The sequence below is a fragment of the Thermotoga sp. 38H-to genome (assembly GCF_011057665.1).
Taxonomy (GTDB): domain Bacteria; phylum Thermotogota; class Thermotogae; order Thermotogales; family Thermotogaceae; genus Thermotoga.
This window is the reverse complement of record NZ_LNFZ01000003.1, coordinates 322,313-345,179: the sequence shown is the minus strand read 5'-3', so window position 1 is coordinate 345,179 and position 22,867 is coordinate 322,313. Positions and strand designations below refer to the sequence as shown.

Here is a 22,867-nt window from a genome sequence, read left to right as displayed (position 1 = left end):
AAGGAATTCGGAGGGAAAAGCGTGAGGATCTACGATCCGTTTAGAAAGAAATGGATAGAAGAAGAAATAGAAACACCCTTTCCCTCGAAAGGATTGGTTGCCACGTTTCCCTTTGTCGATCTTCACGTTCATGTTCGTCTCAACGGTGGAGAAGATTACAGCTCCTTAGAAGAAGCCTCCCTTGTGGGAGGCTTTTTTAAAGTGGTGGTACAGCCCAACACAAAGCCGCCCATAGAAAGCAAAGAAGTTCTGGAAAGACATCTGGATCTCTCCAGAAACAGAGCGGTCGAGTTTCTCTTTGCCGTTTCTCCCTTCGGATCGATCGAAGCTGAAGGAGAAAGAGTGGTGGGCTTTTCAACGGACGGCATAGAGTGCGACTACCCTACACTCATTGAAACAATGAAAAAGAAAAAGAAAGCCCTCTGGTTCGACCACAGCCAGATGTACGAGGTGGATGGAATCTTCTACGAGGGGGCTCCTTTGCCGTTTCAGAAAAGACCGAGATCGAACGAAGCGATAGCCATAACACGAACCGTTTTGACGGGCCTTGAGTACGGATTCGAAAGATTCCACATCCAGCACGTAACAACGAAGTACTCCGTAGAAGTGATATCGTTTTTGAAGAATCTAGCAAAGGTCAGCTGTGAAGTAACACCACACCATCTGTTTTTCTGCTACGAAGACATCAAAAACACGAACTTCAAGATCAACCCTCCTCTCGGATCTCCAGAAGACAGAAAAGCTCTCATCGAAGCCGTGAAGAAAGATGTGATCGATGTTTTAGCGACAGATCACGCGCCACACCACGAAAAACCAGACGATTTTCTCACCGCTCCTTACGGCTCAACATCCATAGAAATCGCCTTTCCTGCCTATTACACAGCCCTAGGTGATCTCGAACTCGTCGTAGAAAAACTCACGAAAAAGCCCCTCGAAGTGCTTGGTGTTGAAGCTCGTCTCACAGAAGATACTCTTGTGTTCATCGATCCGAAGGCGGAGTTCATCGTGGATGCAAAAAAATTCAAAAGCAAAGGGAAGAATTCCATGTTCGACGGTGTCAGACTGAAGGGAAAAGTGGTCGCTCTTAAACTCAAAGGAAGATGGGTGATGATAGATGGAGAGGTTATTGCTGACCAAAAAGAAAACGATTAGAGTGAACGAGGATACCTGGATCGTTCTCTTCGAGGAACGGATTGATTTCTCTCCAGGACAGTTCGTCATGCTGGAGACACCGAAACTCGTCAGAAAGCCTTTCGTTCTCGGATACTGGGAAGATCACACGGCGATCTCCGTTCAGGTGAAGGGAAAGGGAACGAAGTGGATCGTCGAAGAAGCAGAGAAGATAAAAGGTCACGGTCCTCTTGGAAACGGCTTCGAAAAGCCTGGAAAAGGCCTTCTCATCATCTCTCCCACATGCCTCACAATGGCCGAAGCGCTTCGAAAGAAGATGAACGTAGATGTACTCGTGGGAAGCAGAACTCCCTTCCAGATACCGCTCGAACACGAAACGGCCGTTGGTGATGAGGAGTTTTTGAGAAAACTCTCCTCCACGGGAGAGTACGACTGGTACCTCGTCTCCGGTTCTCGGGGAATGGAAAAAGTCTGCTGGGAACACCTGAGAGGAAAAGAAGTTTACTTCTCGCTCGAAGAATACATGGGATGCGGAATAGGAGCGTGTAAGTCCTGTGCCGTCTTCACAAAAGAGGGTGTGAAACACGTCTGCACCGATGGCCCCATATTCAGAGGTGATGAACTGTGCTGGAGCTGAAACCTCCCCTTGTTCTTCTCTCCGGTCCTGCCGGCTTTGGAGAGTATCTGAAGCTCATGGATCACAGATACGTGGGCGGTGTTTTGCTGAAAACCGTCACGCTCCATCCGAAAGAAGGAAACCCCACTCCTAGAATGGCAGACAGCGATTTCTACGTGATAAACAGGATCGGACTGGAAAATCCCGGAATACACGCGTTCGTTGAAAACGTTCCAGAACTTCCTGTTCCCATGATCGCAAGTCTCGGCGGTGATTCTTTCGAGGAGTATCTGGAAGTGGCCCGTGTGTTCAAGAAAGTAGCAGACAGATTCCATGCGGTGGAGTTCAATTTCTCCTGTCCGAACGTGAAAGAAGGAGGACTCTCCATAGTCAAAAACGCGGAAGAGTGGAAGAAACTCCTGAACACACTCAGAAAGGAACTTCCCGACTCCTTCCTGATAGCGAAAGTGGGAGTAGAGGGTATCTTTGTGGAAGACGCCGCGGAGTTTGTGATGAAAACAGGGTGGGACGGAATCACGCTCGTGAACACGGTGAGGGGGTTGCATTTTGAAAAAGACACGATGATCTTAGGAGGACTTTCTGGTCCCGTGCTGAAACCGATCGCCCTCAGGGCAGTGTACGAAGTGAAGAAAAGATTCCCAGAACTCTTTGTGATAGCAAGTGGTGGCGTGTACTCCGTGAAAGACGCAGAAGAATTCTTAAAAGTGGGAGCGGACGTGATAGGGGTCGGAAGCGCTCTCTTCAAAGATCCTGGTGTTGTGGAAGAAATTGGAAAATATCTGCTGGAGGTGAAAAGATGATACCTGTTCTCAGTCTGGACATGGAAGATCCTATCAGATTCATCGACGAAAACGGCAGTTTCGAAGTGGTGAAGGTGGGTCACAACCTCGCCATACACGGGAAAAAGATCTTCGACGAGCTCGCAAAGAGAAATTTGAAGATAATCCTCGACCTGAAGTTCTGCGATATCCCTTCAACGGTGGAACGTTCCATAAAGAGCTGGGATCACCCGGCGATCATAGGTTTCACAGTTCACTCCTGCGCTGGATACGAAAGCGTGGAGAGGGCTCTCAGTGCAACAGACAAACACGTGTTCGTTGTGGTGAAACTCACTTCCATGGAAGGATCCCTCGAGGATTACATGGACAGGATAGAAAAACTGAACAAGCTTGGGTGTGATTTCGTGCTTCCCGGTCCATGGGCAAAGGCTCTGAGAGAGAAGATAAAAGGCAAAATTCTCGTTCCCGGCATCAGAATGGAAGTGAAAGCAGACGATCAAAAGGACGTCGTAACGCTCGAAGAGATGAAGGGAATAGCGAATTTTGCTGTGCTCGGAAGAGAGATCTACCTGAGCGAAAATCCCAGAGAAAAGATCAAAAGGATAAAGGAGATGAGACTGTGATAAAGGAAATCCTCGAGAAAACCGGTGCTTTGATGGAAGGGCACTTCATTCTCTCTTCCGGGAAACACTCCTCAAGATACGTGCAGTGCGCACGTCTTTTCGAGTTTCCAGAGTACGGCGACGTCGTGGGAGAAGAATTAGCAAAGCTTCTGAGGAAGTACGATGTTGAAACAGTAGTGGGTCCCGCAATGGGGGGAGTGATACTCTCGTACGTCGTTGCAAGGTACCTGAAAGCGAGGTCGTTGTTCGCGGAAAGAGAAAACGGAGTGATGAAACTAAGAAGGGGTTTTTTCGTGAAACCTGGAGAAAAAGTAGCGGTAGTTGAAGACGTGGTGACCACGGGTGGTTCTGTGAAGGAAGTGATAGAGCTCTTGAAAGAGTATGGAGCAAACGTGGTGTGTGTGGGTTCCATCATCGATCGCTCCGGCGGAAAAGTGGACTTTGGAGTTCCGTTCGAAAGTCTTCTGAAGCTCGACCTTCCGGTTTACGATCCTGAAGACTGTCCACTCTGCAAACAGGGAATCCCGGCAGAAAAACCGGGAAGCAGGGGATTGAAATGATAATAAAAGGTGCCCTGGTGTGGAGCGGAAAGGAGTTCGTTCAAAAAGATCTGTTCGTGGAAAACGGAGAATTCGTCGAAAAATCGAGTGAACCTGTCATCGATGCGAAAGGATACTTCCTCGTTCCTGGCTTTGTCGATTCACACGCACACGTTGTGGGAACGGGCTTTTCGAAACTCAGTGTCCAGTTCAACGATTGGGACGAGCTCTTCGAAAGAGACCTCACCGGTGAAGTCGTGGTGGGAAGAGGCTGGTTTGAAGAACCAGACGGATCGGTTGTTGAGAGACTGGACAGAATCGAAGTGCCCGTTTTTCTCATAAGAAGGTGCGGTCACAAAGCGTTTCTCAACAAAAAAGCGATGGAGGTTCTGGGAGTCGAAGAAAGGTATCTCGTAGAGAACTTGGAAAAGATCTACGAGTACGTCTTCAAAGAGAAAATGGCCGAATTCTACAGGGTTGGAGAAGAGGAATTTCTCAAACACGGTGTGACTTTTGTTCAGAGCGACGATCTTTACGGTGTGAGCGTGGAAAGGCTTCTTTCCATTATAAAACACTCCAGAATCAGACTCTTCGAGAAGCTGAAACCAAAGGATCTAAAACCCGAACACTTCGGAGATCTCAACGAGAGAGTACACGTTAAAGGTGTCAAAGTCTTCATGGACGGCTCTCTTGGAGCAAAAACGGCTCTCATCTCCGGTGAATACGACGACGGAACACAGGGTGTGCAACTTCTCACAGAAGAAAGACTCGAAGAACTGTCTCGCTTCTGCGACGAACACGATCTCATTTTGAACGTTCACGCCATAGGAGACAGGGCAGTGAGCCTTGTTCTCGATGTTCTCGAAAGGCACCGTGGTCACAGAATCATTCACGCTCAGTTTGTCCAGGAGAAGGATCTACAACGGGTGAAAAACACCACTTTTTCCGTTCAGCCACACTTCTTCTTCGAAGATCAACCCCTTTTGAAGAAAGTCAAGGTGAACGCTCTTCACTATCCGTTCTACACAATGTTCAAAGCGGGCATTTCCATCTCTTTCTCTTCGGATTCTCCCGTTTCACCGTGTGACCCAAAATATATCGCAGAACACGCACTCAAAATGGGATTCTCCAGAGAAGAAACGTTCTACCTGATGACGGAAGCGGGGGCAGGTCAGGTGGGAATAAAAACAGGAAAGATAGAAGCAGGGTACAGAGCAGACTTTTGTCTTTACGAGAGAAATACACTTCTTTTCGAGGATGATCCCGTTGCGGTGTTCGTGGAGGGGGAGAAGATTTATGAGAAAAACGGATCCTCTCATTGATATTTTCAAAAAGAACAAAGAGAGAATCGATATCCTTGGAAAAGCATGGGATATCTTTTATTTTGAAGGAAGAGCTCCCGATGTAGGTAAAAGGCGTGAGAATTTCATAGTTGAGATGATAAGAAAAGAACTTTCACACTTCATAAAATCCGTTAATCAAGCCCCAGACACAGAAAGAAACTGGGATATTGAAATAACTTTTCAAGACGACTCAACAAAGAGGTACAGTATAAAAACAACTGAAGGATTTTCCGACGTTAAAATAGCATGGGATGGATTCCCAACCAAAGATAGAATTTTAACTTTCAACTTCCAGGCAGATATATTCTACATTGCAAGAAACAAAGACAAAATAATACTATGCGTTATTGATTTAGAAAAATTGAGAGACCTACAGAGAGAAGTAGAAAAAAATGAATCAAAGTTGGAGGAGTACTACTCACTCCCGAGCAGCAACACAAACCCGCGTGGTTTTGGATTGAAGAGTTCTACTGTAAAAAGATTGATCGAGCTTTCAAAAAAAGAGGAAAACTATTTAGAGATCGATTACAAACCTTTTCCCGTTGAATTGATACTCAAAGCAAAAGAAGAATATTTCAAAGGATGGTACGATCTCATAAAAGAGTTGATAGAAAAATATCAACAGTGATCTTCAAAAAGAGTAGGTTTGCTGAGAATATCCTTTACCCTTTCTTCGGCCTTTTTTACGTATTCGGGATTTATCTCTATTCCAACAAAATGCCGTCCTGTTTTAACGGCAGCCACACAAGTTGTTCCTACACCAGCAAAAGGATCGAGAACGACATCTCCTTTAAAGGTGTAGAGCTGTATACAACGGTAAGGAAGTTCCTCAGGAAAGGGGGCAGGATGTCCTACTCTCTTAGCTGACTCTGGTGGAAATTTCCACACACTCCTTGTGAATTCTAAAAATTCTTCCCTTGTTATTGTTGATTTTGCTTCTCTATCACTGGGTTTTCTTCGCTTTAGATCTCCTTTACTCATTACAATTATATATTCGTGTTGATCTCTTAGCACGGGATTTACAGGAGACATCCACGAACCCCACGCAGTCGAAGAACCACTCACCGCTTCCCCTTTGTCCCAAATGATCTCTCCACGTATCAAAAAGCCTATCTTTTCAAACAAATGGATGAGATACGCATGAAGAGGAATGTACGGTTTTCTTCCAAGATTTGCTACATTAAAACAGGCTCTTCCACCCCAGACGAGAACCCTGTACACTTCTTTCATGATTTCTTCTATGAATTCAAGGTATTCATCAAGAGTCATATCTTCATCGTATTCTTTCCCTACATTGTACGGAGGTGAAGTCACCATGAGATGTATCGAACAGTCAGGTATTTTTTTCAGAACTTCTCTGGCATCCCCCTCAATGACCTTGTCTAAGAGATTTTCAGGAAGTGGGTTCTCGATGAGATCTTCCTCTGAAGGTTTTGGAAGGGAAAAGTTGGAATAGATCGCTCTACTATAAAATGGAGATGAATCATGGCTTTCCCGGCCTTTTACTCCAAAAGAACTGGTTCTTGTTGATTTTCTTCTCTTCACAATGTCATCCCCTGGGGATAGGAAAATAGAAAATGGAGCAGGCGGTGGGACTCGAACCCACACCCTCCGCCTTACCAAGGCGGCGCTCCACCGCTTGAAGCTACGCCTGCTCGCTTCTGTGGTTATTTTAACACACGAACCTTTTCCGTTCAAGATACTTCTTGATAACCCTTCTCTTTCAAAATCTGGGCTACTTCTTTATTCACCACGTATTTCGGAATATTACCCTTGAAAAAGTCCACCACAGATTGAGCAGCCATCATATTCATTCTGAGGATGGATTCCTTTGTATGCGCACCTATATGGGCTGTGGTGATGAGATTGGGACATTTGAAAAGAGGTGAATTGGGATTCGGAGGTTCCTCAGAGAAGACATCCAAGGCAGCACCTGCTATTCTTCCCTCTTTCAAAGCTTTCACGAGTGCTTCTTCATCTACCAGTCCTCCGCGGGAGGTGTTGATCAAAAAAGCAGATTTCTTCATGAGTGAGAGTTCTCTTTCTCCTATCATGTTCTTTGTACTTTCGTTCAGCGGAACATGGAGTGAGACGAAATCACTCTCTTTTAGAAGTTGATCCAGATCATCAACAGGGGTAGCCTCCAGTAATCTAACATTATCTTTACTCACATAAGGATCGTAGACCAGCACGTTCATTCCAAGGCAGACAGCCTTTTTAACCACTTCTCTTCCTATCGAGCCAAACCCCACCACACCCAGTGTTTTTCCAGAAACTTCCTGTCCCACCGTTCCTTCCCATTTTCTTTCGAGAAACAGTTTGTTGTGAGCCCATACAAGACCTCTAATCAGTGCGAAGATGAAAGCGATTGTGAGCTCTGCGACGGAAAGGGAATTTGCACCGGCTGTGATGGTAACGGGAATACCTTTTTTCGTGGCAGCTTCCAAATCTATGTTGTCCACCCCCACACCGTGCTTTGCTATGACTTTAAGACTGGAATTTTCTATCATTTCTGCTGTTACTGGGTGTGTTCCCACAATCAAAGCATCTACTTCCTTCAGGATGTCAGGATCTATAGTGTCGGATCTTATTATTTCGAAGCCTTCTTTTTTGAGGAATTCAACAGGTTCCTGGGAGTACTTTCCGAAGGTTCGTGTCACGATCAATACTTTTTTCATATCTTCCCCCTCCAGATTCAGTACTTCAATTCTGAAACCGCGAGTCTACTCCTGTTGAGAATTTCTATTGCCCTTGGATCTCTTGCTGCTAAAAGCGTGTATATCGTATCGAGAATCACAAGCTGGACTATTCTCGAAGTCATCGCATCGGTTCTTATTTTCGTCTCTTTTGTGTTGGTGGCAAGGACAACATTCGAGTACTTCGCAAGCGTGGATTTTCTATTCCCTGTGATAGCAACAACCGGCATTTTCATCTCTTTCGCTTTTTTAGCGAAGTTCACCACAGAGATCGTTTCTCCGGTGTGCGAAATGGCAACCAGCAGATCGTTTGGTGAAGCTGTAGCAAGAATGGTTGCTATGATGTGCTCATCGTTAGAAAACAGACAGTTCTTTCCTATTCTTGTGAATTTGTGAAACGCATCAAACGCAACAGCTGCCGAGGCCGCGAAACCGATGAATATGATCCTCTGAGCGTTTTTAAACAGATCGACGGCCTTTTCGATGGAATCGACATCCATCCAATTCAGTGTATCCAGGATGGCCCTCACTGTTGCTTTGAATATCTTCTCCGTGATGGTTTTCGTATCGTCCTCACTCGAGACATCTTCGTAGACGATCTCGAGCGGTGCCCTGGAGATGCTCTGAGCCAAAAGCACCTTGAACTGTTGAAAGCTGTTCAATCCCAGTTTTTTGTAAAACTTCACGACGGAAGCTTCACTCTTCACACCTGCTTTTTCGCTGAGATCGCTGATGGAACTCTCTATAATTCCCTTCGGATCAGAAAGGATGGTATCAGCTATTTTTTTCTCTGCATTCGTGAACTCATCGTATTTTTCCTTGATCCTCTGAATAACATCCACACTAAGACCTCCTTACACAGCGGTAGAACCTCCATCTATGTTTATGATACTGCCCGTCATAAATCCGGCTTCGTCACACGCCGCAAAGAGGATTGCGAAGGCAATTTCCTCTTCTTTCCCCAGTCTCTTCATGGGGATCCTGGAGGTCATCTTTTTCAGGAGTTCTTCTGGATTCGGAGAAGCCTTCACCCTCGCCATGAGCCCCTCAGACTGAGTGGTGCCTGGACACACCGCGTTGACCCTGATTCCGTAATCGACGTAGTCAACGGCAAGAGATCGTGTGAGTCCCAGGAGTGCTGCTTTTGAAACACTGTAGACACACCTTCTTGGAATCCCTATGAGTCCTGCTTCGGAGGAAACGTTCACAATGACTCCTCCGCCCTGTTTTTTCATCTGCTCGACAGCATATTTTGAAAGAAGGAAAGGCCCTTTGACGTTCACGGCTATCGTTTTGTCAAAGTCTTCCTCCGAAGTCTCTTCTATGTTCCCATAAGGCACAATACCAGCGTTGTTCACCAGGATGTCAAGCCTTCCGAACGTTTCCACTGTTTTCTTCACTATCTGTTCTGCATCTTTCGCCACATCTCCGAAGATAAACGCAGCTTCTCCTCCCCGACCCTTTATCAGCTCCACTGTTTCTTTTCCTTTTTCCTCAGAGATATCGTTAATTGCTACCTTCGCTCCTCTTTCTGCGAACATAATGGCTGCCTTCTTTCCGATGCCGGAACCTGCTCCTGTTATCAAAACCACTTTTCCTTGGAAATTCATAGCTTTGCTCCCTCCTTATCCAAAGATGAGATTCGGAATGAACAGTACGATCTGCGGAAAGAAAATAACCAGAAATATTGCCAGTATCGTCACAAACAGAAAAGGCCAGGATGCCTGTATGTATTCTTCTATGGTTGCACCGAGCACAGAGCAACCGGCATACATGGAAGCACCTACAGGCGGTGTCTGATTACCCATAGCAGCAGATAGAATGAACACCAAACCGAAGTGAACGGGATCTATTCCCACCTGTCTTGCCACAGGAAGCAGGATTGCTGTAAGCATGAGAATCAAAGCCGTTGCGTCCACAAACAAACCAGCGAAGACCAGGAACAAGGAGATCATTATCATCAGAACGTTTGGATTGGAAGATATTCCAAGGAGAAATTCCGCGAGCTTTTCCGGTATCCTTTCCCATATCATACCGTAACCAAAGATTGTAGACATTGAAAGTATGAACATCACACTACCGATATCACCAAGAGAATTCTCCAGGGTTTCCCAATAAAAGGTTTTGAAAGACATCTCCCTGTGTATTATGAATCCCACCAGCATTCCGTACAAAACTGCGAAAGAACCAACCTCCGAAGGGGTGAAGATACCGCCTCTCAAACCCACAATCAGCAAAACCGGAAACATAAGAGCCCAGATACTCTTTCCAAGAGATCTGAAAACTTCGTTTATCGGTGCTCGTTTCTCTCGTTCAGGTGCAAGGTTCAATCTTTTAGCAACAAACCATATGGTGATCATGTAAACCACCATCAAAAGAAGACCAGGTCCTATTCCCGCCGCAAAGAGCCTTCCTATGGAGACCTGACCGATTGTACCGTAAATGATGAAAGCGATACCGGGAGGGATAATAGGAGTGATCAGGGACGTCCAGACGTTCACGGCAACAGCGAATCCTCTTGGATAGCCTCGTCTGAGCATCTCTGGACCGAGCATCCTTGTTTCCATCGCCGCGTCCGCAATACTGGATCCGGAAACTCCTCCCATCAACGTGGAAAGAACAGCTGAAACCTGACCGAGTCCTCCTCTCATGTGACCAACGAGGGTAGAGGCAAAATCAAGGAGTCTTCTCGTCACACCGGCAGAATTCATCACATTACCAGCCACAATGAACATGGGAATAGCAAGCAGCGTGAAATTCACTGTTTGAGAAAGCAGTCTCTGTATCGGAATAGTGATGGGAAGTTCTGGATGCTGAAGAAACCAGAGGAATCCGGATATTCCTATAGCGAAGGCAACAGGCATGCCAAGCATCAGAAAAACAGCGAAGGCAATGAGCACTATGATCATGTCATCTTTCCTCCTTCTTGTTGCCTCTGAACTCTTCTATCAGCTTCAGTACAGTTGTTCTGAATAGCAAAATTGCACCAACAGGAACACTCAGTGTGACCCACGTGTAGCTGAAGTTTGGTATCCCCACGAAGGTTCTGTATCTTGTTTTATAGGAAAGATAAAAGCCCCACACGATAAGATAAACAATGAAAGCAAGGATAATGATGTAATTCACTACCCTGATGATCTTTTGAGTCCTTTCGGAAAATTTCTTCACAAGGATGTCCACAGACATCATCTTGTTTTCACGCCAGGCCACATCCACCGCAAAGAAACAGGCCCAGGCAAAGAAAAAGCTACTCATATCAACAGCCCAGTTTATTGGATGCTTTAGAAATCTGGCAACTCCTGAAGCAAAAACGAGAACAATCATAACCATAAGGAGAATCTTGGCGGCGTGTTTTTCAAACTTCAAAAGAATCTGGTCCACTTTTTTCACGTCTCTCACCTCTGTCTGAACAGAGTGAAAGCCCGACCCAGAAAGGGCCGGGCAATTGATGATTACTCTCCCTTCACTTCCTTGATCAACTGGTTGAGAGCATCCTCAAGACCGAGATTCTTGTAAGCCTGTTTTGCCCTTTCCATAAAGGCTTCCTTGTCGATTTCAGAAGCTGGTATCACTGTCATACCCTTTTCAATACACTTCTGTTTGTATTCTTCTTCGAGTTCTTTCATGATTTTGAGAGAAACTTCGATTCCCGCTTTGTCAATCTCTTCCTCAATAATCTTCTGATATTCCTTGGGCAGGCTGTTGAACCAGTCTGCGCTGACGATTTCGAAGTTGATGAGAAGGAAGTGTCCCGTTTCAGACATGTACTTCAAAACTTCGTATAGACCACCGTTGTAAACATTCGCGTAAGTGAGTTCTGCTCCATCGACCGCTTTCGTCTGGACCGCTGTGTAGATCTCTCCGAAGTTGACGGCAACAGGGATGGCACCAAGAGCTCTTATGGATTCCTGCCATGCAGGCGCACCGGGAGTTCTGATTCTCAAACCATTCAGGTCTTCCGGTTCCCTGATGGGTTTGTTTGTCACAAAGTGTCTGTAACCCTGCACCCAGTAGAAGGAGAGAACCTTTATACCGAATTTCTGTTCCAACTCTTTCAACCACTTCTGCATTGTTGGAGATTGCTTGATCTTCTTCAGAACCTCCATCGCCTCTTCAGGAGTTTTTGCGCCCATGAAATCGATGAAGTATGCAAGGTTCATGACGCCGATGTCTTTAACGTACATTCCAAGCCTTGCAGAGTCCGTGTTCCATCCCACAGGCGCTCCCATTCTGATCTGCTCGATGATGTCCTCTTCCACACCAAGCTGTGAACTCGGGAAGACTTCAATTCTAACATCGCCGTTCGTTCTCTCCTCAACTGCCTTGGCCCATTTCAGAAACGCCTGATGGTACGGTTCACCTGGAGCAAGAACGTGTCCAAATCTCAGTGTGTACTTTGCACCGAACACAGCCGACACTAAAAACACGCCTAAAATCAGCATCAAAAGAAGCTTTTTACCCATTAACCCACACCTCCTCGGTAAAAATATTTTTTTCTTATGGTACTATAACCATATCTTTGCAAAAAAATTTTATGTCTCAATCGGATAGAAAGTCAATGGTTAACATTTCTGTTACATAATGTGGTGATAGTATACTGATTAGGAGGGATGAGATGGGAGTTTTTTCTTTTCTTGGCGACAAATACCACGATCACGATCTCTTTCTGGAAACCTTGAAATATGCCTTAAACTGTGAGATCAATGATCTTCGTCCTGAGGATTTCCCAGAGATCAGAAAATTCCCAGATCTTGTTGTCATAGGACGCTGGAACCTCCTCGACGATGAAACACCGTGGTTCAAAGAGGAAGAAACAAAGATTCTGGAAGACTACGTGAGATCCGGAGGAATGCTCTTTGTCTGGCACTCCGGCCTTGCACGTTTTCCAGAGAGCTACAACAGGCTTGTTGGAGGAAGGTTCATCCACCATCCACCTCAGAAGAAAGTGAGATACTACGGCAAGGACGTTGAATTTGAACTCGTAGATGAACACTATTTCGTGGATCTGTATTCCGATGTGGAGATATTCCTCTGGAGTGAATCAGAAGACGGTACCTCCATCGCGGGCTGGATGAAAAGATATTACAACGGAAAAATACTGGCCCTCACATCTGCTCACAGTGAGGGCCTGAAGGATCAGGTCTTTAGAGATTTTTTGAAGAAAGTTCTCAACACCTTTGTTAATCAGGCTTCATGGTAACTCTCCACCGGATAGTCGATCTCCTCGAGTTTCTTCAAAACACTGTCCAGATCTTCCGTTTCAACAACCACTTTCTTCTCTTCCACGCTCACTTCGTAGTTTTTAACGCCCAGTTCTTCCAGCGCCTTCGAAATTCTCATTTTGCAGTGATTGCAGGAAATATCCGGAACGTTGAGTACGTACCTCATGGCAGCACCTCCTCAGATTTTGATCGTTCACTCTCTCACCCTCATAGAGTTGAGAGTCACAGTGATGGAACTGAAAGCCATGGCGAGTTCTGCGATCACCGGATGAAGCAGTCCCATCATCGCCATGGGAATGGCCACCACGTTGTAGAAGAAGGCCCAGAACAGGTTCTGTTTTATGATTTTGAAAGTCTTTCTTGATATTTCTATCGCATCGACGACTTTCGATATACCGCCCTTTGTTATGATGATGTCTGCGCTGTCGATGGCAAGGTCTGTTCCCGAACCTATCGCTATTCCAACATCTGCCCCTTTCAAAGCAGCGGCGTCGTTCATACCGTCTCCCACCATCGCAACTTTCTTTCCCTGGGCCTGGTAATATCTCACAAGGTCCAGTTTCTCAGAAGGTTTCACACCCGCGTGGAACTTCTCTATCCCAAGTCGCCTTGCAACCGCTCTTGCTGTCTTTTCGTTGTCTCCCGTTATCATGACAGGTTCTATTCCCATCTCCTTGAGCCTTCTCACGGCCTCGGGACTGTCTTCCCTGATAGGATCTTCTATCGCAAGAAATCCCACAACTTCACCGTTTCTTCTCACCTCAACCACGGTCTTTCCCTCTTCCAGAAGAGACTCGTACCTTGAGTAATCCTGGGGCTTTCCAACAAAATACTCTTCTCCCTTGTAAAGTGCCCTTACCCCTTCTCCCGGGATCTCTTCCACGTTTTCTATCTCGACCACATCCTGAGAGAGTTCCGAAATTGCTTTTGCAAGAGGATGGTTCGAATTTCTCTCCACGCTCGCTACGATCCTCACCAGTTCGTCGGAAAGGTTGTGATCCACCACCCTTGGACTGCCCTCGGTGAGCGTTCCTGTTTTGTCTGTGAGAACCACCCCAATGTCCTTCGATGTCTGAATCGCCTCGGCGTTTCTTATGAGAAGACCTTTCTTTGCCGCAAGTCCCGTTCCAGTCACAAGGGCCATGGGAGTTGCAAGACCAAGCGCACATGGACACGCTATGACGATCGTGGCAACAAAGACGAAGATGGAAAAGGTCAGCGGGTCACTGGTTTGTATGATCCAGGGAAAGATTTCTCTTGCTTTTTCTACAAAGGGAAGGAATTGTTCGTAATTGAAGTACCACACCAGGGCACTGGCTATCGCAAGGACGATGATCGTGGGGACAAACCACATGGTGATTCTATCGGCGAGAGCCTGAATCGGCACCTTCGAACCCTGCGCTTCCTGAATCAATTTGATCATTTGAGACAAAAAGGTGTCTTCTCCTACTTTTGCGACTTTTATTTTGATAGGGCTCGATACATTCAAAGAACCACCGATTACTTCATCGTTTTCTCTCTTCAAAACCGGTATGGATTCTCCCGTCACTACGGACTCATCGATTGAAGACTGGCCTTCCACGATCACCCCATCCACGGGTATTCTTTCGCCGGGCTTCACGAGTACGATGAAATCCTCTTTCACCGCCTCTATCGGCATCATCACTTCTCCTTCATCGGTGATGACACGGGCTTCTTTCGCCTGAAGTTTCAGAAGGGCTTTGATTTCTTTGCTGGCCCTGTCACGCAGATAAGATTCTATGAAACGTCCTGTGATGTGGAACGCAACGATCATGGCACCTATGGCACCGAAAGACATCACGGGAAGTCCTATACTGTCGAGAACAGCCGTTACCCAGGAAGTCACCGCACCGAAGAAGATGAGTGTGTCCATGTTTGTGTGTTTGTGTGTGAGGGCTATCCATGCCCCTCTGATCGTTCCTCTGCCCACATAGAACGTAACGAACGCACCTGCGAAGACCTCTATCCAGGTGAAATACGGCACCTTGGAAACAAACATGTGATAAATCATAAGGAGGGCAAGAGGAGCCGTGACGAGCCAGGCAAGGATCAAATTCTTTTTCGATTCTTCGTAACGCTTTCTTTCCACGTCCTCTGGTGATTCTGTACTGATTCCATAACCTACCTCTTCCACCGCTTTTTTGATTTCCTCGAAGGATAACTCTCTTTCTGCCACGATGAAACCCGTGGAGGTTGCCAGATTCACCGCTGCGAATTTCACCCCGTCGAGTTTTCTCAGGGCCTTTTCAACGGTTTTCGCACATGTGGCACACGTCATTCCTGTTACGGTGAAGGTCTTCTTTATCCCTTCATTCTTCACAGCACGATCCTCCATTGTCCTCTGATCGGCCATCTTGCCACACCTCCCTCGCCCAGGTTTCTGCAATGCACGCTCCCATGGTGACAGCAACTTCGAGGATCTCTTTTATTTCATCCTTTGTGGCACCCATTTCGATCGCTTTCTGATAATATCCCTGAGCACAGGGTTTGCACTTTTCCACAACCGCTATGGCTAAAGCCGTCAGCACTTTGTACTTTGCAGGGATAGAACCGTCAGCGAAAGCCTTGTTTCTCATTCTTACAACGGCACCACTCACTTCAGGGAATTCCTTTCTCCAGCGTTCAAATTCACTCATCCTGGATCCTCCTTTTCATTCTTTCGTACTCTTCTTCGGTGATCTCACCGCGGGCAAACCTTTCCTTCAGTATCTCAAGAGCCTTTTTGTTACTGGTTCTTCCTTCCGTTTTCTCATGTCTTTCTCCTCCAAGCCACCTGAAGAGAAAGGCAAAGAGAACCACCAGAATAACTGCCCAGAAAATCATCATGATAACTCCTCCCCAGTTCCAGGGCCAGAAGCCCCAGCTCCAAAAACAAAAAGGACACATCGTTGATTCCTCCTCTCAAATTATGCTACACTAATTGTAGCACATTATGAGAGACTAATTCAAGTCGAATTTTTCCAGTAAGGAGGTGGATTTTATGAAAGTGAAGGATCCCGTCTGCGGAATGAAGATCGAAAAGGAAGAGGCGGTGGAAAAGGTGGAATACATGGGGAAAGAGTACTACTTCTGTTCTCAAGAGTGTGCTGAAAAGTTTAAAGATAATCCAGAACAATACGCGCACCGGGGAAAGTCACGTGGTCATGGATGTTGTCATTGAAAGATTAAAAAAAGGCGCCGCCCGGCGCCTTTTATTCATTCAGGATCTTTTCTATCTCTTCCATTACTTCATCTGTGAGTTTTTCTTTGATCTCGACTGCTTTCAGGTTCTCTTCGAGCTGTTCTGGTCTGCTCACTCCGAGAATGACACTGCTGACGTTTTTGTTTTTCAAGATCCACGCGATGGCAAGCTGTGGAAGACTCGCTCCCAGTTGATCCGCTATTTTCTGGAGTTTTCTGAGTTTTTCGAATGTCTTTTCGTTGAGCAGTCCTCCTTCTTCGAGCCACTTTCTCACCTGCGGGAACGTGGCAAGCCTCGATCCTTCCGGGATACCGTTGTTGTACTTTCCAGAAAGAAGGCCCGAGGCAAGAGGAGAATACGTGGTGAGACCCATACCGTACTTTTCGTACAGAGGAGCGTATTCTTTCTCCACTCTCTCCCTCACGAACATGTTGTACTGCGGTTGCTCCACGATGGGAGGCATGACGCCTAGTTCCTTACAAACCCTGTGCGCTTCCTCTATCTCCTTTGCACTCCACTCAGAGGTTCCCCAGTAGAGTGCAAGCCCTTCTCTCAAAATGTAGTCCATCGCGAAGACAACTTCTTCCATGGGAACGTTCGGATCGGGTCTGTGACAGTAGAGGATATCCACATAGTCCATCTGAAGCCTCTTCAAAGAGTTCCAGGTCCCCTCGAGAAGATGCTTCTTCGAAAGCCCCAGATCGTTCGGGCCACTTCCACCCCAGAAGATCTTCGTGGAAACGACGAGGTCCTCTCTTCTGAAGTTCTTGAGTATTTTTCCAAGCATCGCCTCTGCTATTCCACCCGCGTACGCCTCTGCCGTGTCGAAGAAGTTTATTCCACTGTTGAACGCCTTTTTCACCACTTCTGTGGCAGTATCGAGGTCGAGCTGTTTTCCAAACGTGAGCCAGGATCCAAGAGAGAGTTCGCTGATCTTGATACCCCATTTTCCAACCTTCCTGTACTCCATAAACAGCACCTCCTCACAGCAGACTGGAAACAGACACCCTGTTTCCCTGAGATCTCACACATGCTTCTATGAAGGCAAGATCCTTCAGCGCCTCGAGAGGATCTCCCAGATCGTTTCTCTTTTCTCCCATGATCACACGGTAGAAATCCTCGAATTCTCTCTGATAACTATCCTGATGGGGAACTTCTATCTCTTCTCCGTTCAGGACTATTCTGTCCCAGAATATTTCCATTCTTCCTTTCGTTCCAACGATCTCGAACCTGTCGTCTCCTCTCAGAGAATAGGAAACCGTGTAATTTCCAACAACACCGCTTTCAAACTCAAAAATCGAAGAAAGAAAATCCATTCCGCCAAGGAGTGGGGAGATATCCTTTGCGATGGCAGAAACCCACGCTATCTCACCAAAGATCAGTCTCATCGCCGCCACATGATGTACGCCTCCGTCCGAGAGAAAACCCCCGATGTGTTTTGGGTTCTTTCTCCAGTCGGTGTGAACGTACTCGTTGTTTTCGTCCATTCCCACCCAGATCTGCCAACCCATGAAAACAGGATCACCTATCGCCCCGCTCTCAACCAGTTCTTTTGCCTTCCAGAACGCTGGAACGTGTCTGAAATTTTCCGCGATGTAGACTGTTTTTTCAGACTTTTTTGACAACTCGACAACTTTCTTTCCCGTTTCTACGTCCGTTGAAATGGGTTTTTCACAGATCACATGGACTCCTTTTTGAAGGGCCTTTTCAATGAACGAGAGGTTCAATTCAACGGGAAGTGTGAGGTCGACCGCGTCAACAAGACCAGAATCCAAAAGTTCCTCGTATCTATCGAAAACAACAGGATTTCCGACCATTTTCGCGAACTCTTCAGCGTGAGACCTCGTTCTACTCGTGACAGCCGTGATCTCAAAGAGATGGGAAAGATTCTTCAAGGCAGGAAGGTGCAACTCTCGAGCGGCGATTCCACACCCCACAACACCCAACCTGATTCTTCTCAAAGGCTTCACCTTCTTTCATGTGGCTTCCCAATACATTATAGTTTGAAAATGTTTTCATTTCAATGTTCGGTGAAAACATCGATCCAGGGTTTTTCAAATGAAAAAACGGTGTAGAAGATTATGGAGACGATAAAAAGTACAACTATCACTATTTTGAAATCTGTTCCGAGAGAATTTCTTTCCAGATTTCTCTCGAAAATCTCTGACAGAATCGCAGCAAGGAAGGTCACCACAAAAGCCCAGGAAAGATCCACAGCAAGCGATTCGATATGTCCAAAGAACACAGGGAGCATGTACCAGATGAGCACTATGAACCAGGGAAGAAGAACTGTTGATAGGATACGAGGATACCAGAACCCGTGTTTTTTCTTCGCGAAGAAATACTCGATGATGTTCGTGAAAAAGTACGCCCAGAAACCGATCTTGAGATGTTCAAAGACAGACTCGTCAACTCCACAGATGGGCTTTAAGAATTCCCAGCCGGAGAGTTCGTAGCCAAAGTGAAGAACAGCGTAGATACCCAGAAAGATCAAAGCCTTCCAGAGCATCATCACACCTCCCCTATACGAAGCTTGTACAAATTCTAACACCAGAACAAAAAAGGGCGGAAATCCGCCCTTGAACACGCTTCTGTTGGTAAAACTCTCACTCTTTCAGAAGGATCAAGACATCGAGCGGTTGCAGCCTTGCCTTTTTTTCATACAAATTTCCTTTGATCCGATCCCTGAACGTTCCTTCCGGCAAGTCAACGATCTGCGGTTCATGAGAGTGATTGAAGAGAAAGTAGAAGGTCTTCTCTCCCTTGACTTTCTTTATCACCTCTACACCATCTGGCGGTGTGATCTCTGCTCTGAGATCGTGTTCTCTCTCTATGAACTTCACAAGATCCCATACAAGATCGAAAGACGCGGAAGAACCTACGTAGTAAACCCATCCACCACCGTATCTGTTTCTCAACACGGCAGGTTCGTTCATGTAATAGTCCCTTCCAAATCTTCCGAGCACTTCCGCTGTGGTGGTTTTTATGCAGTCAAACACCAAACTACACTCGTACCTTTTGCCAAACATCAAGATTTCGTTTTTCTCTTCAGGTGGCAAAGCATCTATTTCTTCCACATAGCCCCCCATAAGATCGCGAAGATAACCTGGATAACCTCCCAGAACAACCTGATCGTCTTCATCGACAATACCGCTCATCGTTGTGAGGATCAAGATTCCTCCGTTCGAGACGTAATCTTTCAGCTTCTGTGCAAGTTCTTCGCCCACCATGTAAAGCACCGGAGCGACGATGACCCTGTATCTTTCAAAATTCTGATCTTTCCCAACAACATCGACTCCAAGACCGGTTTTCACAAGTGCCTTGAAATACTTTTCTGCTTCGTTCAGATATCTGAAGTCTATGTTCGGTGTGAGAGTGTCTTCCATCGCCCACCAGCTTTCCCAGTCGAACAGAAGGGCAGTCTGTGAGACAACCCTTGTGTCGAGAAGATCCGATAAGGACTTTATCTCTTCTCCCACTCTTTTCACTTCCCGAAAGACCCTTGTGTTCGGACTGTCGACATGTGTGATAACAGCCCCGTGGAATTTTTCTACTCCTCCCTTTGATTGTCTCAGCTGAAAGAACATGAGAGTCTCTGCACCGTGAGCGAGAGCGTGATAACTCCAGAGCCTCATCTCTCCTGGTCTTTTCTGGGGGTTGTACCATCTCCAGCACGCCTGCGAAGGAGACTGTTCCATCAGGACGAAGGGTTTTCCTTCTTTCAAACAGCGTATCAGAGAGTGTCTCAAAGAAATCACGGAGAAATCTTCTTTGTAACCGGGATAGTTGTCCCATGCTGCAACGTCCATATGCTTCGCCCATTCGAAATAGTTCCACTCCTTGAAAGTTGCCGCAATCAGATTCGTGGTGACGGGTATGTCGGGAGTGTGTTTCTTTATTGCCCTGTATTCCTCCAGGAAACACTCGAGCATACTCTGTGTCATGAAGCGTCTGTAATCCAGATAAAGTTCTGGAAGAACAGATTGATACCTGTCCTTTCTCCAGACGAGAACACTCCTCGTTGTTGGAACAGGAATCTCTTCCCAGGCGGTGAAGGTCTGGGACCAGAACCGTGTGTTCCATCTTCTGTTCAATTCATCGAGTGTGCCGTACTTTTCCTTCAACCAGTTCTGAAACTTCCCCCTGCAGATATCACAGTAGCAGTAGTTCAGGTATTCGTTGTTCACGTGCCAGAGAACGAGAGCAGGATGATCCTTGAAATGTTCTGCGAGTTTCTCTGCAATGTTTCTTGCAAAATATCTGTACTTCTCACTGTTGGGGCAAAAGTTCTGTCTGCCTCCCTTTTCTCGCTTTACACCGTTCACGTCTGTGAAAAGGATTTCAGGGTATTTCTGCGTCATCCAGTGAGGGGGAGCGGATGTGGGAGTTGCAAGACAGACGTAGATACCTTCTTTGTACAGGCGATCCATTACTTTTTCAAAGAACGAAAAATCGTAGGTGTTCTCGTCTGGTTGGATAAGACTCCATGAGAAAACCCCGATGGTGACCACGTTGATACCTGCTTCTTTGAACATCCTAATATCTCTTTCGAACGTTTCCTCGTCCCACTGTTCCGGGTAGTAGTCTCCTCCGTACCAGATCACAGGAAGTTTCGGATTTACCACCCATGTTCACCTCCAAAAAACCCCGGCGATCGCCGGGGCTTCCTCATTTCTGTTCTATGTAGAACTGTATCGGCATGGCGTTCCACGGGCTGAAGAACGGCGTTGCTGTCACCAGTTCCTCCGGTACGTTCTTGAAGTTGTTCTTGACAATAGCAGGAGATATATCTTCGCCCACCGTTCCTATCATCCAGAGATTTTCTCTGTGAATCTTCGTTACTTCTTTCATGAGTTCCTTGATCTTTTCAGGATCGGAAGTGTTCTGAATCTCCTTCCATACGTCGAGTAGTTTTTCGAGAGTCTCCTTTATACCCTCGGGTGGAACGATCGCATCTTCCTGCTGTAGATATTCCTTCAGAGATTCTTCTCCTTCAAGGTAAGAACCAGCCCAATCAGCCCAGCCAATGTACCACGCAGAAGCGTACTCCGTGCTTCCAGGAATGATCCATAGGGGATCCACAAGAGGCTGGCTTGCCCTATCCATCACCCAAGCCTGCGCATCGAAATCGTGCGCACTGAGCCTCGAATCGTAGAGTGACCTTTCGAGGTTCTCGATTTCGACCCGAACACCTATCTGTTTCCAGTATTCTTTCACCATTGTCCAGACATCAACATGGGTCTGACCGGTGACCTGTATGGTGAATCTCAGAGGTCTTCCATCGGGAAGGAGTCTGTACTCGTGCCTGCTGTCCCACTTCAGTCCCATTTCGTCGAGGAGCTTGTTTGCTCTGTCTGGGTCATACTCCGCATACGCCTTCTCCCATTCAGGATCGTAGTACGGAGATCCGCTCACGAACGAGGCTTGCCTTGGTTCTGCCAGTCCGTTGAAGAGGATCTCGTTGATCTCCTCTCTGTTGATAGCAAGTGACAGCGCCTGTCTGAATCTCACATCCCTGAAAACTTCTCCGAGTACAGGATCTGGCGGATCGGATATGTTCAGCATCACCATGCTCACGGATCCATTGTCGGTTTTCCATCTCAAAACCCTGTAACCACCGCTCTTGGCGTTTTCGAGAAGAAGCGGCAAAACACCCGGGCCGGGTCCCAGAAGACCGATGTGCCTCCACTGCATATCGATTTCTCCGGAGATTGCTTTCAACATGATAACTTCACTACTTTGAACGTATTCGTGTCTGATCCTGTCAATGTAAGGCAGTTGATTCCCTTCGATGTCAACTGCCCAGAAGTATGGGTTCCTCTCGAGAATGTAGAACTGTTCTGTTGGATCTGTGACGGGTTTCCAGGGTGTTAAAACGGGCAGATCAAGACTTTCGAGAAAATCACTTTTGTCATTGAAGAGATCTACCCATGTGTTGTGAACACCCTCAACCATTTTCTTTTCGATCTCTTCCATAGGAGTGTAATTTGGGTGGAATTGCTTCAAGAAATGTTTTGGAGAGCCTGTGAATCCTCTGTTCGCCACTTGAAGCAGAAACAGAGCGTACGGTTGTTTGAACACGAATTTCACCGTGTAGGGATCTGGAGCTTCCACCCTGTCGAGAAGTCTGTACCAGGCGGGTTTCGCAGGGGTGAGTTCATCATTCCCCAGTATATCGTCGACCCAGAAAAGGATATCTTCGGAAGTGTAGGGATGACCATCGGACCACTTCATGCCTTCTCTGAGATGAAAGACATATACTTTTCCATTTTCAAGTATGTCCCAGCTTTTCGCTACTCCCGGTACAAACTTCTCTCCGTTCTTGTCCCAGAACACAAGACTCGCCTGGTTGATTCTGGGAATACCCCACCTGTCAGAAGGTCCTTTCCAGACTCTCCTCCAGGTGCCACCGTACTGTCCTACACTCTCCTCAGGAACTACAACAAGAGGTTCCTTTGGAAGTCTCTGCTCGACCGGTGGGAGCTTTCCTTGCTTCACAAGTTCCGCAAGCATAGGTGCCTCGTTGAACTTTTCAATCCTTTTACCCGTGGCTTTGTAGTAGTCTTCAGGTGTTGCGTAGACACTCCAGGAAAGACCAATCACAATGAACAGTGAGACGAGCAGAAAAACAAAGACTTTCCTCATGAACACACCCCCTTTGATGAATGTTTTTATTTTTTTCCTCTAAAGAAATT

Annotated in this window: 25 protein-coding genes and 1 tRNA gene; 9 read left to right on the top strand and 17 right to left on the bottom strand. The window is 46.5% G+C overall.

Annotation, left to right across the window (positions count from 1 at the left end; translation table 11 throughout):
• Positions 1–21 precede the first annotated feature (21 nt).
• From AS158_RS08120 to AS158_RS08090, 7 genes are read left to right on the top strand one after another with little or no spacing between them, the layout of a single operon-like run.
• The gene (locus AS158_RS08120) at positions 22–1,152 is read left to right on the top strand and encodes a dihydroorotase (protein ID WP_038051557.1); all 1,131 of its coding nucleotides are present in this window, start codon (positions 22–24) and stop codon (positions 1,150–1,152) included.
• Positions 1,115–1,768, top strand: coding sequence for a dihydroorotate dehydrogenase (locus AS158_RS08115; protein ID WP_038050869.1), 654 nt, complete (start codon positions 1,115–1,117; stop codon positions 1,766–1,768). Before AS158_RS08120 ends, AS158_RS08115 begins: the two co-directional genes overlap by 38 nt.
• The gene (locus tag AS158_RS08110) at positions 1,756–2,568 is read left to right on the top strand and encodes a dihydroorotate dehydrogenase (RefSeq protein ID WP_038051485.1); all 813 of its coding nucleotides are present in this window, start codon (positions 1,756–1,758) and stop codon (positions 2,566–2,568) included. Before AS158_RS08115 ends, AS158_RS08110 begins: the two co-directional genes overlap by 13 nt.
• Positions 2,565–3,170, top strand: a complete 606-nt coding sequence (pyrF, locus tag AS158_RS08105) for an orotidine-5'-phosphate decarboxylase (protein ID WP_038051487.1) — start codon at positions 2,565–2,567, stop codon at positions 3,168–3,170. Before AS158_RS08110 ends, pyrF begins: the two co-directional genes overlap by 4 nt.
• The gene (gene pyrE, locus AS158_RS08100) at positions 3,167–3,730 is read left to right on the top strand and encodes an orotate phosphoribosyltransferase (protein WP_038051489.1); all 564 of its coding nucleotides are present in this window, start codon (positions 3,167–3,169) and stop codon (positions 3,728–3,730) included. Before pyrF ends, pyrE begins: the two co-directional genes overlap by 4 nt.
• Positions 3,727–5,031: an amidohydrolase gene (locus AS158_RS08095; RefSeq protein ID WP_165304828.1), complete on the top strand. Its 1,305-nt coding sequence runs from the start codon at positions 3,727–3,729 to the stop codon at positions 5,029–5,031. The genes pyrE and AS158_RS08095 overlap by 4 nt, the downstream gene beginning before the upstream one ends.
• Positions 5,006–5,680, top strand: a complete 675-nt coding sequence (locus AS158_RS08090) for a hypothetical protein (protein WP_004083091.1) — start codon at positions 5,006–5,008, stop codon at positions 5,678–5,680. Before AS158_RS08095 ends, AS158_RS08090 begins: the two co-directional genes overlap by 26 nt.
• Here the strand turns inward: AS158_RS08090 and AS158_RS08085 are convergent.
• The 8 genes from AS158_RS08085 to AS158_RS08050 form a co-directional block, all read right to left on the bottom strand.
• Complete coding sequence (locus tag AS158_RS08085; RefSeq protein WP_008193633.1) at positions 5,671–6,597, bottom strand: site-specific DNA-methyltransferase; 927 nt, start codon at positions 6,595–6,597, stop codon at positions 5,671–5,673. The genes AS158_RS08090 and AS158_RS08085 overlap by 10 nt on opposite strands.
• 33 nt (positions 6,598–6,630) lie before the next feature.
• Positions 6,631–6,707: transfer RNA gene (locus AS158_RS08080), tRNA-Thr, on the bottom strand.
• Between the two features lie 39 nt (positions 6,708–6,746).
• The gene (locus AS158_RS08075; protein ID WP_011943206.1) at positions 6,747–7,730 is read right to left on the bottom strand and encodes a phosphoglycerate dehydrogenase; all 984 of its coding nucleotides are present in this window, start codon (positions 7,728–7,730) and stop codon (positions 6,747–6,749) included.
• A gap of 17 nt (positions 7,731–7,747) precedes the next feature.
• Entirely contained in the window at positions 7,748–8,590 is an 843-nt protein-coding gene (locus AS158_RS08070) for a MurR/RpiR family transcriptional regulator (protein WP_011943207.1), read from the bottom strand.
• Positions 8,591–8,602: 12 nt separating this feature from the next.
• Positions 8,603–9,358, bottom strand: coding sequence for an SDR family oxidoreductase (locus tag AS158_RS08065; protein ID WP_011943208.1), 756 nt, complete (start codon positions 9,356–9,358; stop codon positions 8,603–8,605).
• Positions 9,359–9,373: 15 nt separating this feature from the next.
• A complete protein-coding gene (locus AS158_RS08060) occupies positions 9,374–10,657 on the bottom strand; it encodes a TRAP transporter large permease subunit (protein ID WP_165304827.1) in 1,284 nt (427 codons plus the stop codon).
• A 1-nt stretch (position 10,658) separates the two neighbouring features.
• A complete protein-coding gene (locus AS158_RS08055; RefSeq protein ID WP_011943210.1) occupies positions 10,659–11,138 on the bottom strand; it encodes a TRAP transporter small permease subunit in 480 nt (159 codons plus the stop codon).
• Between the two features lie 62 nt (positions 11,139–11,200).
• Positions 11,201–12,211: a C4-dicarboxylate TRAP transporter substrate-binding protein gene (locus tag AS158_RS08050; protein ID WP_011943211.1), complete on the bottom strand. Its 1,011-nt coding sequence runs from the start codon at positions 12,209–12,211 to the stop codon at positions 11,201–11,203.
• 152 nt (positions 12,212–12,363) lie between these two features.
• On the opposite strand from AS158_RS08050, the gene AS158_RS08045 reads away from it, so the two are divergent.
• Positions 12,364–12,948: a ThuA domain-containing protein gene (locus AS158_RS08045; RefSeq protein ID WP_038033464.1), complete on the top strand. Its 585-nt coding sequence runs from the start codon at positions 12,364–12,366 to the stop codon at positions 12,946–12,948.
• On the opposite strand, the gene AS158_RS08040 is transcribed toward AS158_RS08045, so the two are convergent.
• Genes AS158_RS08040 through AS158_RS08025 form a run of 4 tightly spaced genes read right to left on the bottom strand, consistent with a single transcriptional unit; the run spans position 12,933 to position 15,877 of the window.
• Entirely contained in the window at positions 12,933–13,136 is a 204-nt protein-coding gene (locus AS158_RS08040; RefSeq protein ID WP_011943213.1) for a heavy-metal-associated domain-containing protein, read from the bottom strand. The genes AS158_RS08045 and AS158_RS08040 overlap by 16 nt on opposite strands.
• A 27-nt stretch (positions 13,137–13,163) precedes the next feature.
• Entirely contained in the window at positions 13,164–15,344 is a 2,181-nt protein-coding gene (locus AS158_RS08035; RefSeq protein ID WP_165304826.1) for a heavy metal translocating P-type ATPase, read from the bottom strand.
• The gene (locus AS158_RS08030; protein ID WP_012310636.1) at positions 15,301–15,627 is read right to left on the bottom strand and encodes a carboxymuconolactone decarboxylase family protein; all 327 of its coding nucleotides are present in this window, start codon (positions 15,625–15,627) and stop codon (positions 15,301–15,303) included. Before AS158_RS08030 ends, AS158_RS08035 begins: the two co-directional genes overlap by 44 nt.
• Positions 15,620–15,877, bottom strand: coding sequence for a PLB family transporter (locus AS158_RS08025; protein WP_012310637.1), 258 nt, complete (start codon positions 15,875–15,877; stop codon positions 15,620–15,622). The genes AS158_RS08030 and AS158_RS08025 overlap by 8 nt, the downstream gene beginning before the upstream one ends.
• A 94-nt stretch (positions 15,878–15,971) precedes the next feature.
• On the opposite strand from AS158_RS08025, the gene AS158_RS08020 reads away from it, so the two are divergent.
• Positions 15,972–16,151, top strand: a complete 180-nt coding sequence (locus tag AS158_RS08020; RefSeq protein ID WP_038033454.1) for a YHS domain-containing protein — start codon at positions 15,972–15,974, stop codon at positions 16,149–16,151.
• A gap of 31 nt (positions 16,152–16,182) precedes the next feature.
• On the opposite strand, the gene AS158_RS08015 is transcribed toward AS158_RS08020, so the two are convergent.
• From AS158_RS08015 to AS158_RS07995, 5 genes are all read right to left on the bottom strand, one after another.
• Positions 16,183–17,142 (bottom strand): aldo/keto reductase, encoded by a 960-nt coding sequence (locus AS158_RS08015; RefSeq protein WP_165304825.1) that lies wholly within the window; start codon positions 17,140–17,142, stop codon positions 16,183–16,185.
• A 13-nt stretch (positions 17,143–17,155) separates the two neighbouring features.
• Entirely contained in the window at positions 17,156–18,133 is a 978-nt protein-coding gene (locus tag AS158_RS08010) for a Gfo/Idh/MocA family oxidoreductase (protein WP_165304824.1), read from the bottom strand.
• A gap of 59 nt (positions 18,134–18,192) precedes the next feature.
• Entirely contained in the window at positions 18,193–18,681 is a 489-nt protein-coding gene (locus AS158_RS08005) for a DUF6512 family protein (RefSeq protein ID WP_008193666.1), read from the bottom strand.
• A gap of 97 nt (positions 18,682–18,778) precedes the next feature.
• Positions 18,779–20,797 carry a beta-galactosidase gene (locus tag AS158_RS08000; RefSeq protein WP_008193669.1) on the bottom strand — a complete coding sequence of 673 codons (2,019 nt, stop codon included), beginning with the start codon at positions 20,795–20,797 and terminating at the stop codon, positions 18,779–18,781.
• Between the two features lie 43 nt (positions 20,798–20,840).
• Positions 20,841–22,817, bottom strand: a complete 1,977-nt coding sequence (locus tag AS158_RS07995) for an ABC transporter substrate-binding protein (protein WP_008193671.1) — start codon at positions 22,815–22,817, stop codon at positions 20,841–20,843.
• Positions 22,818–22,867: the final 50 nt, after the last annotated feature.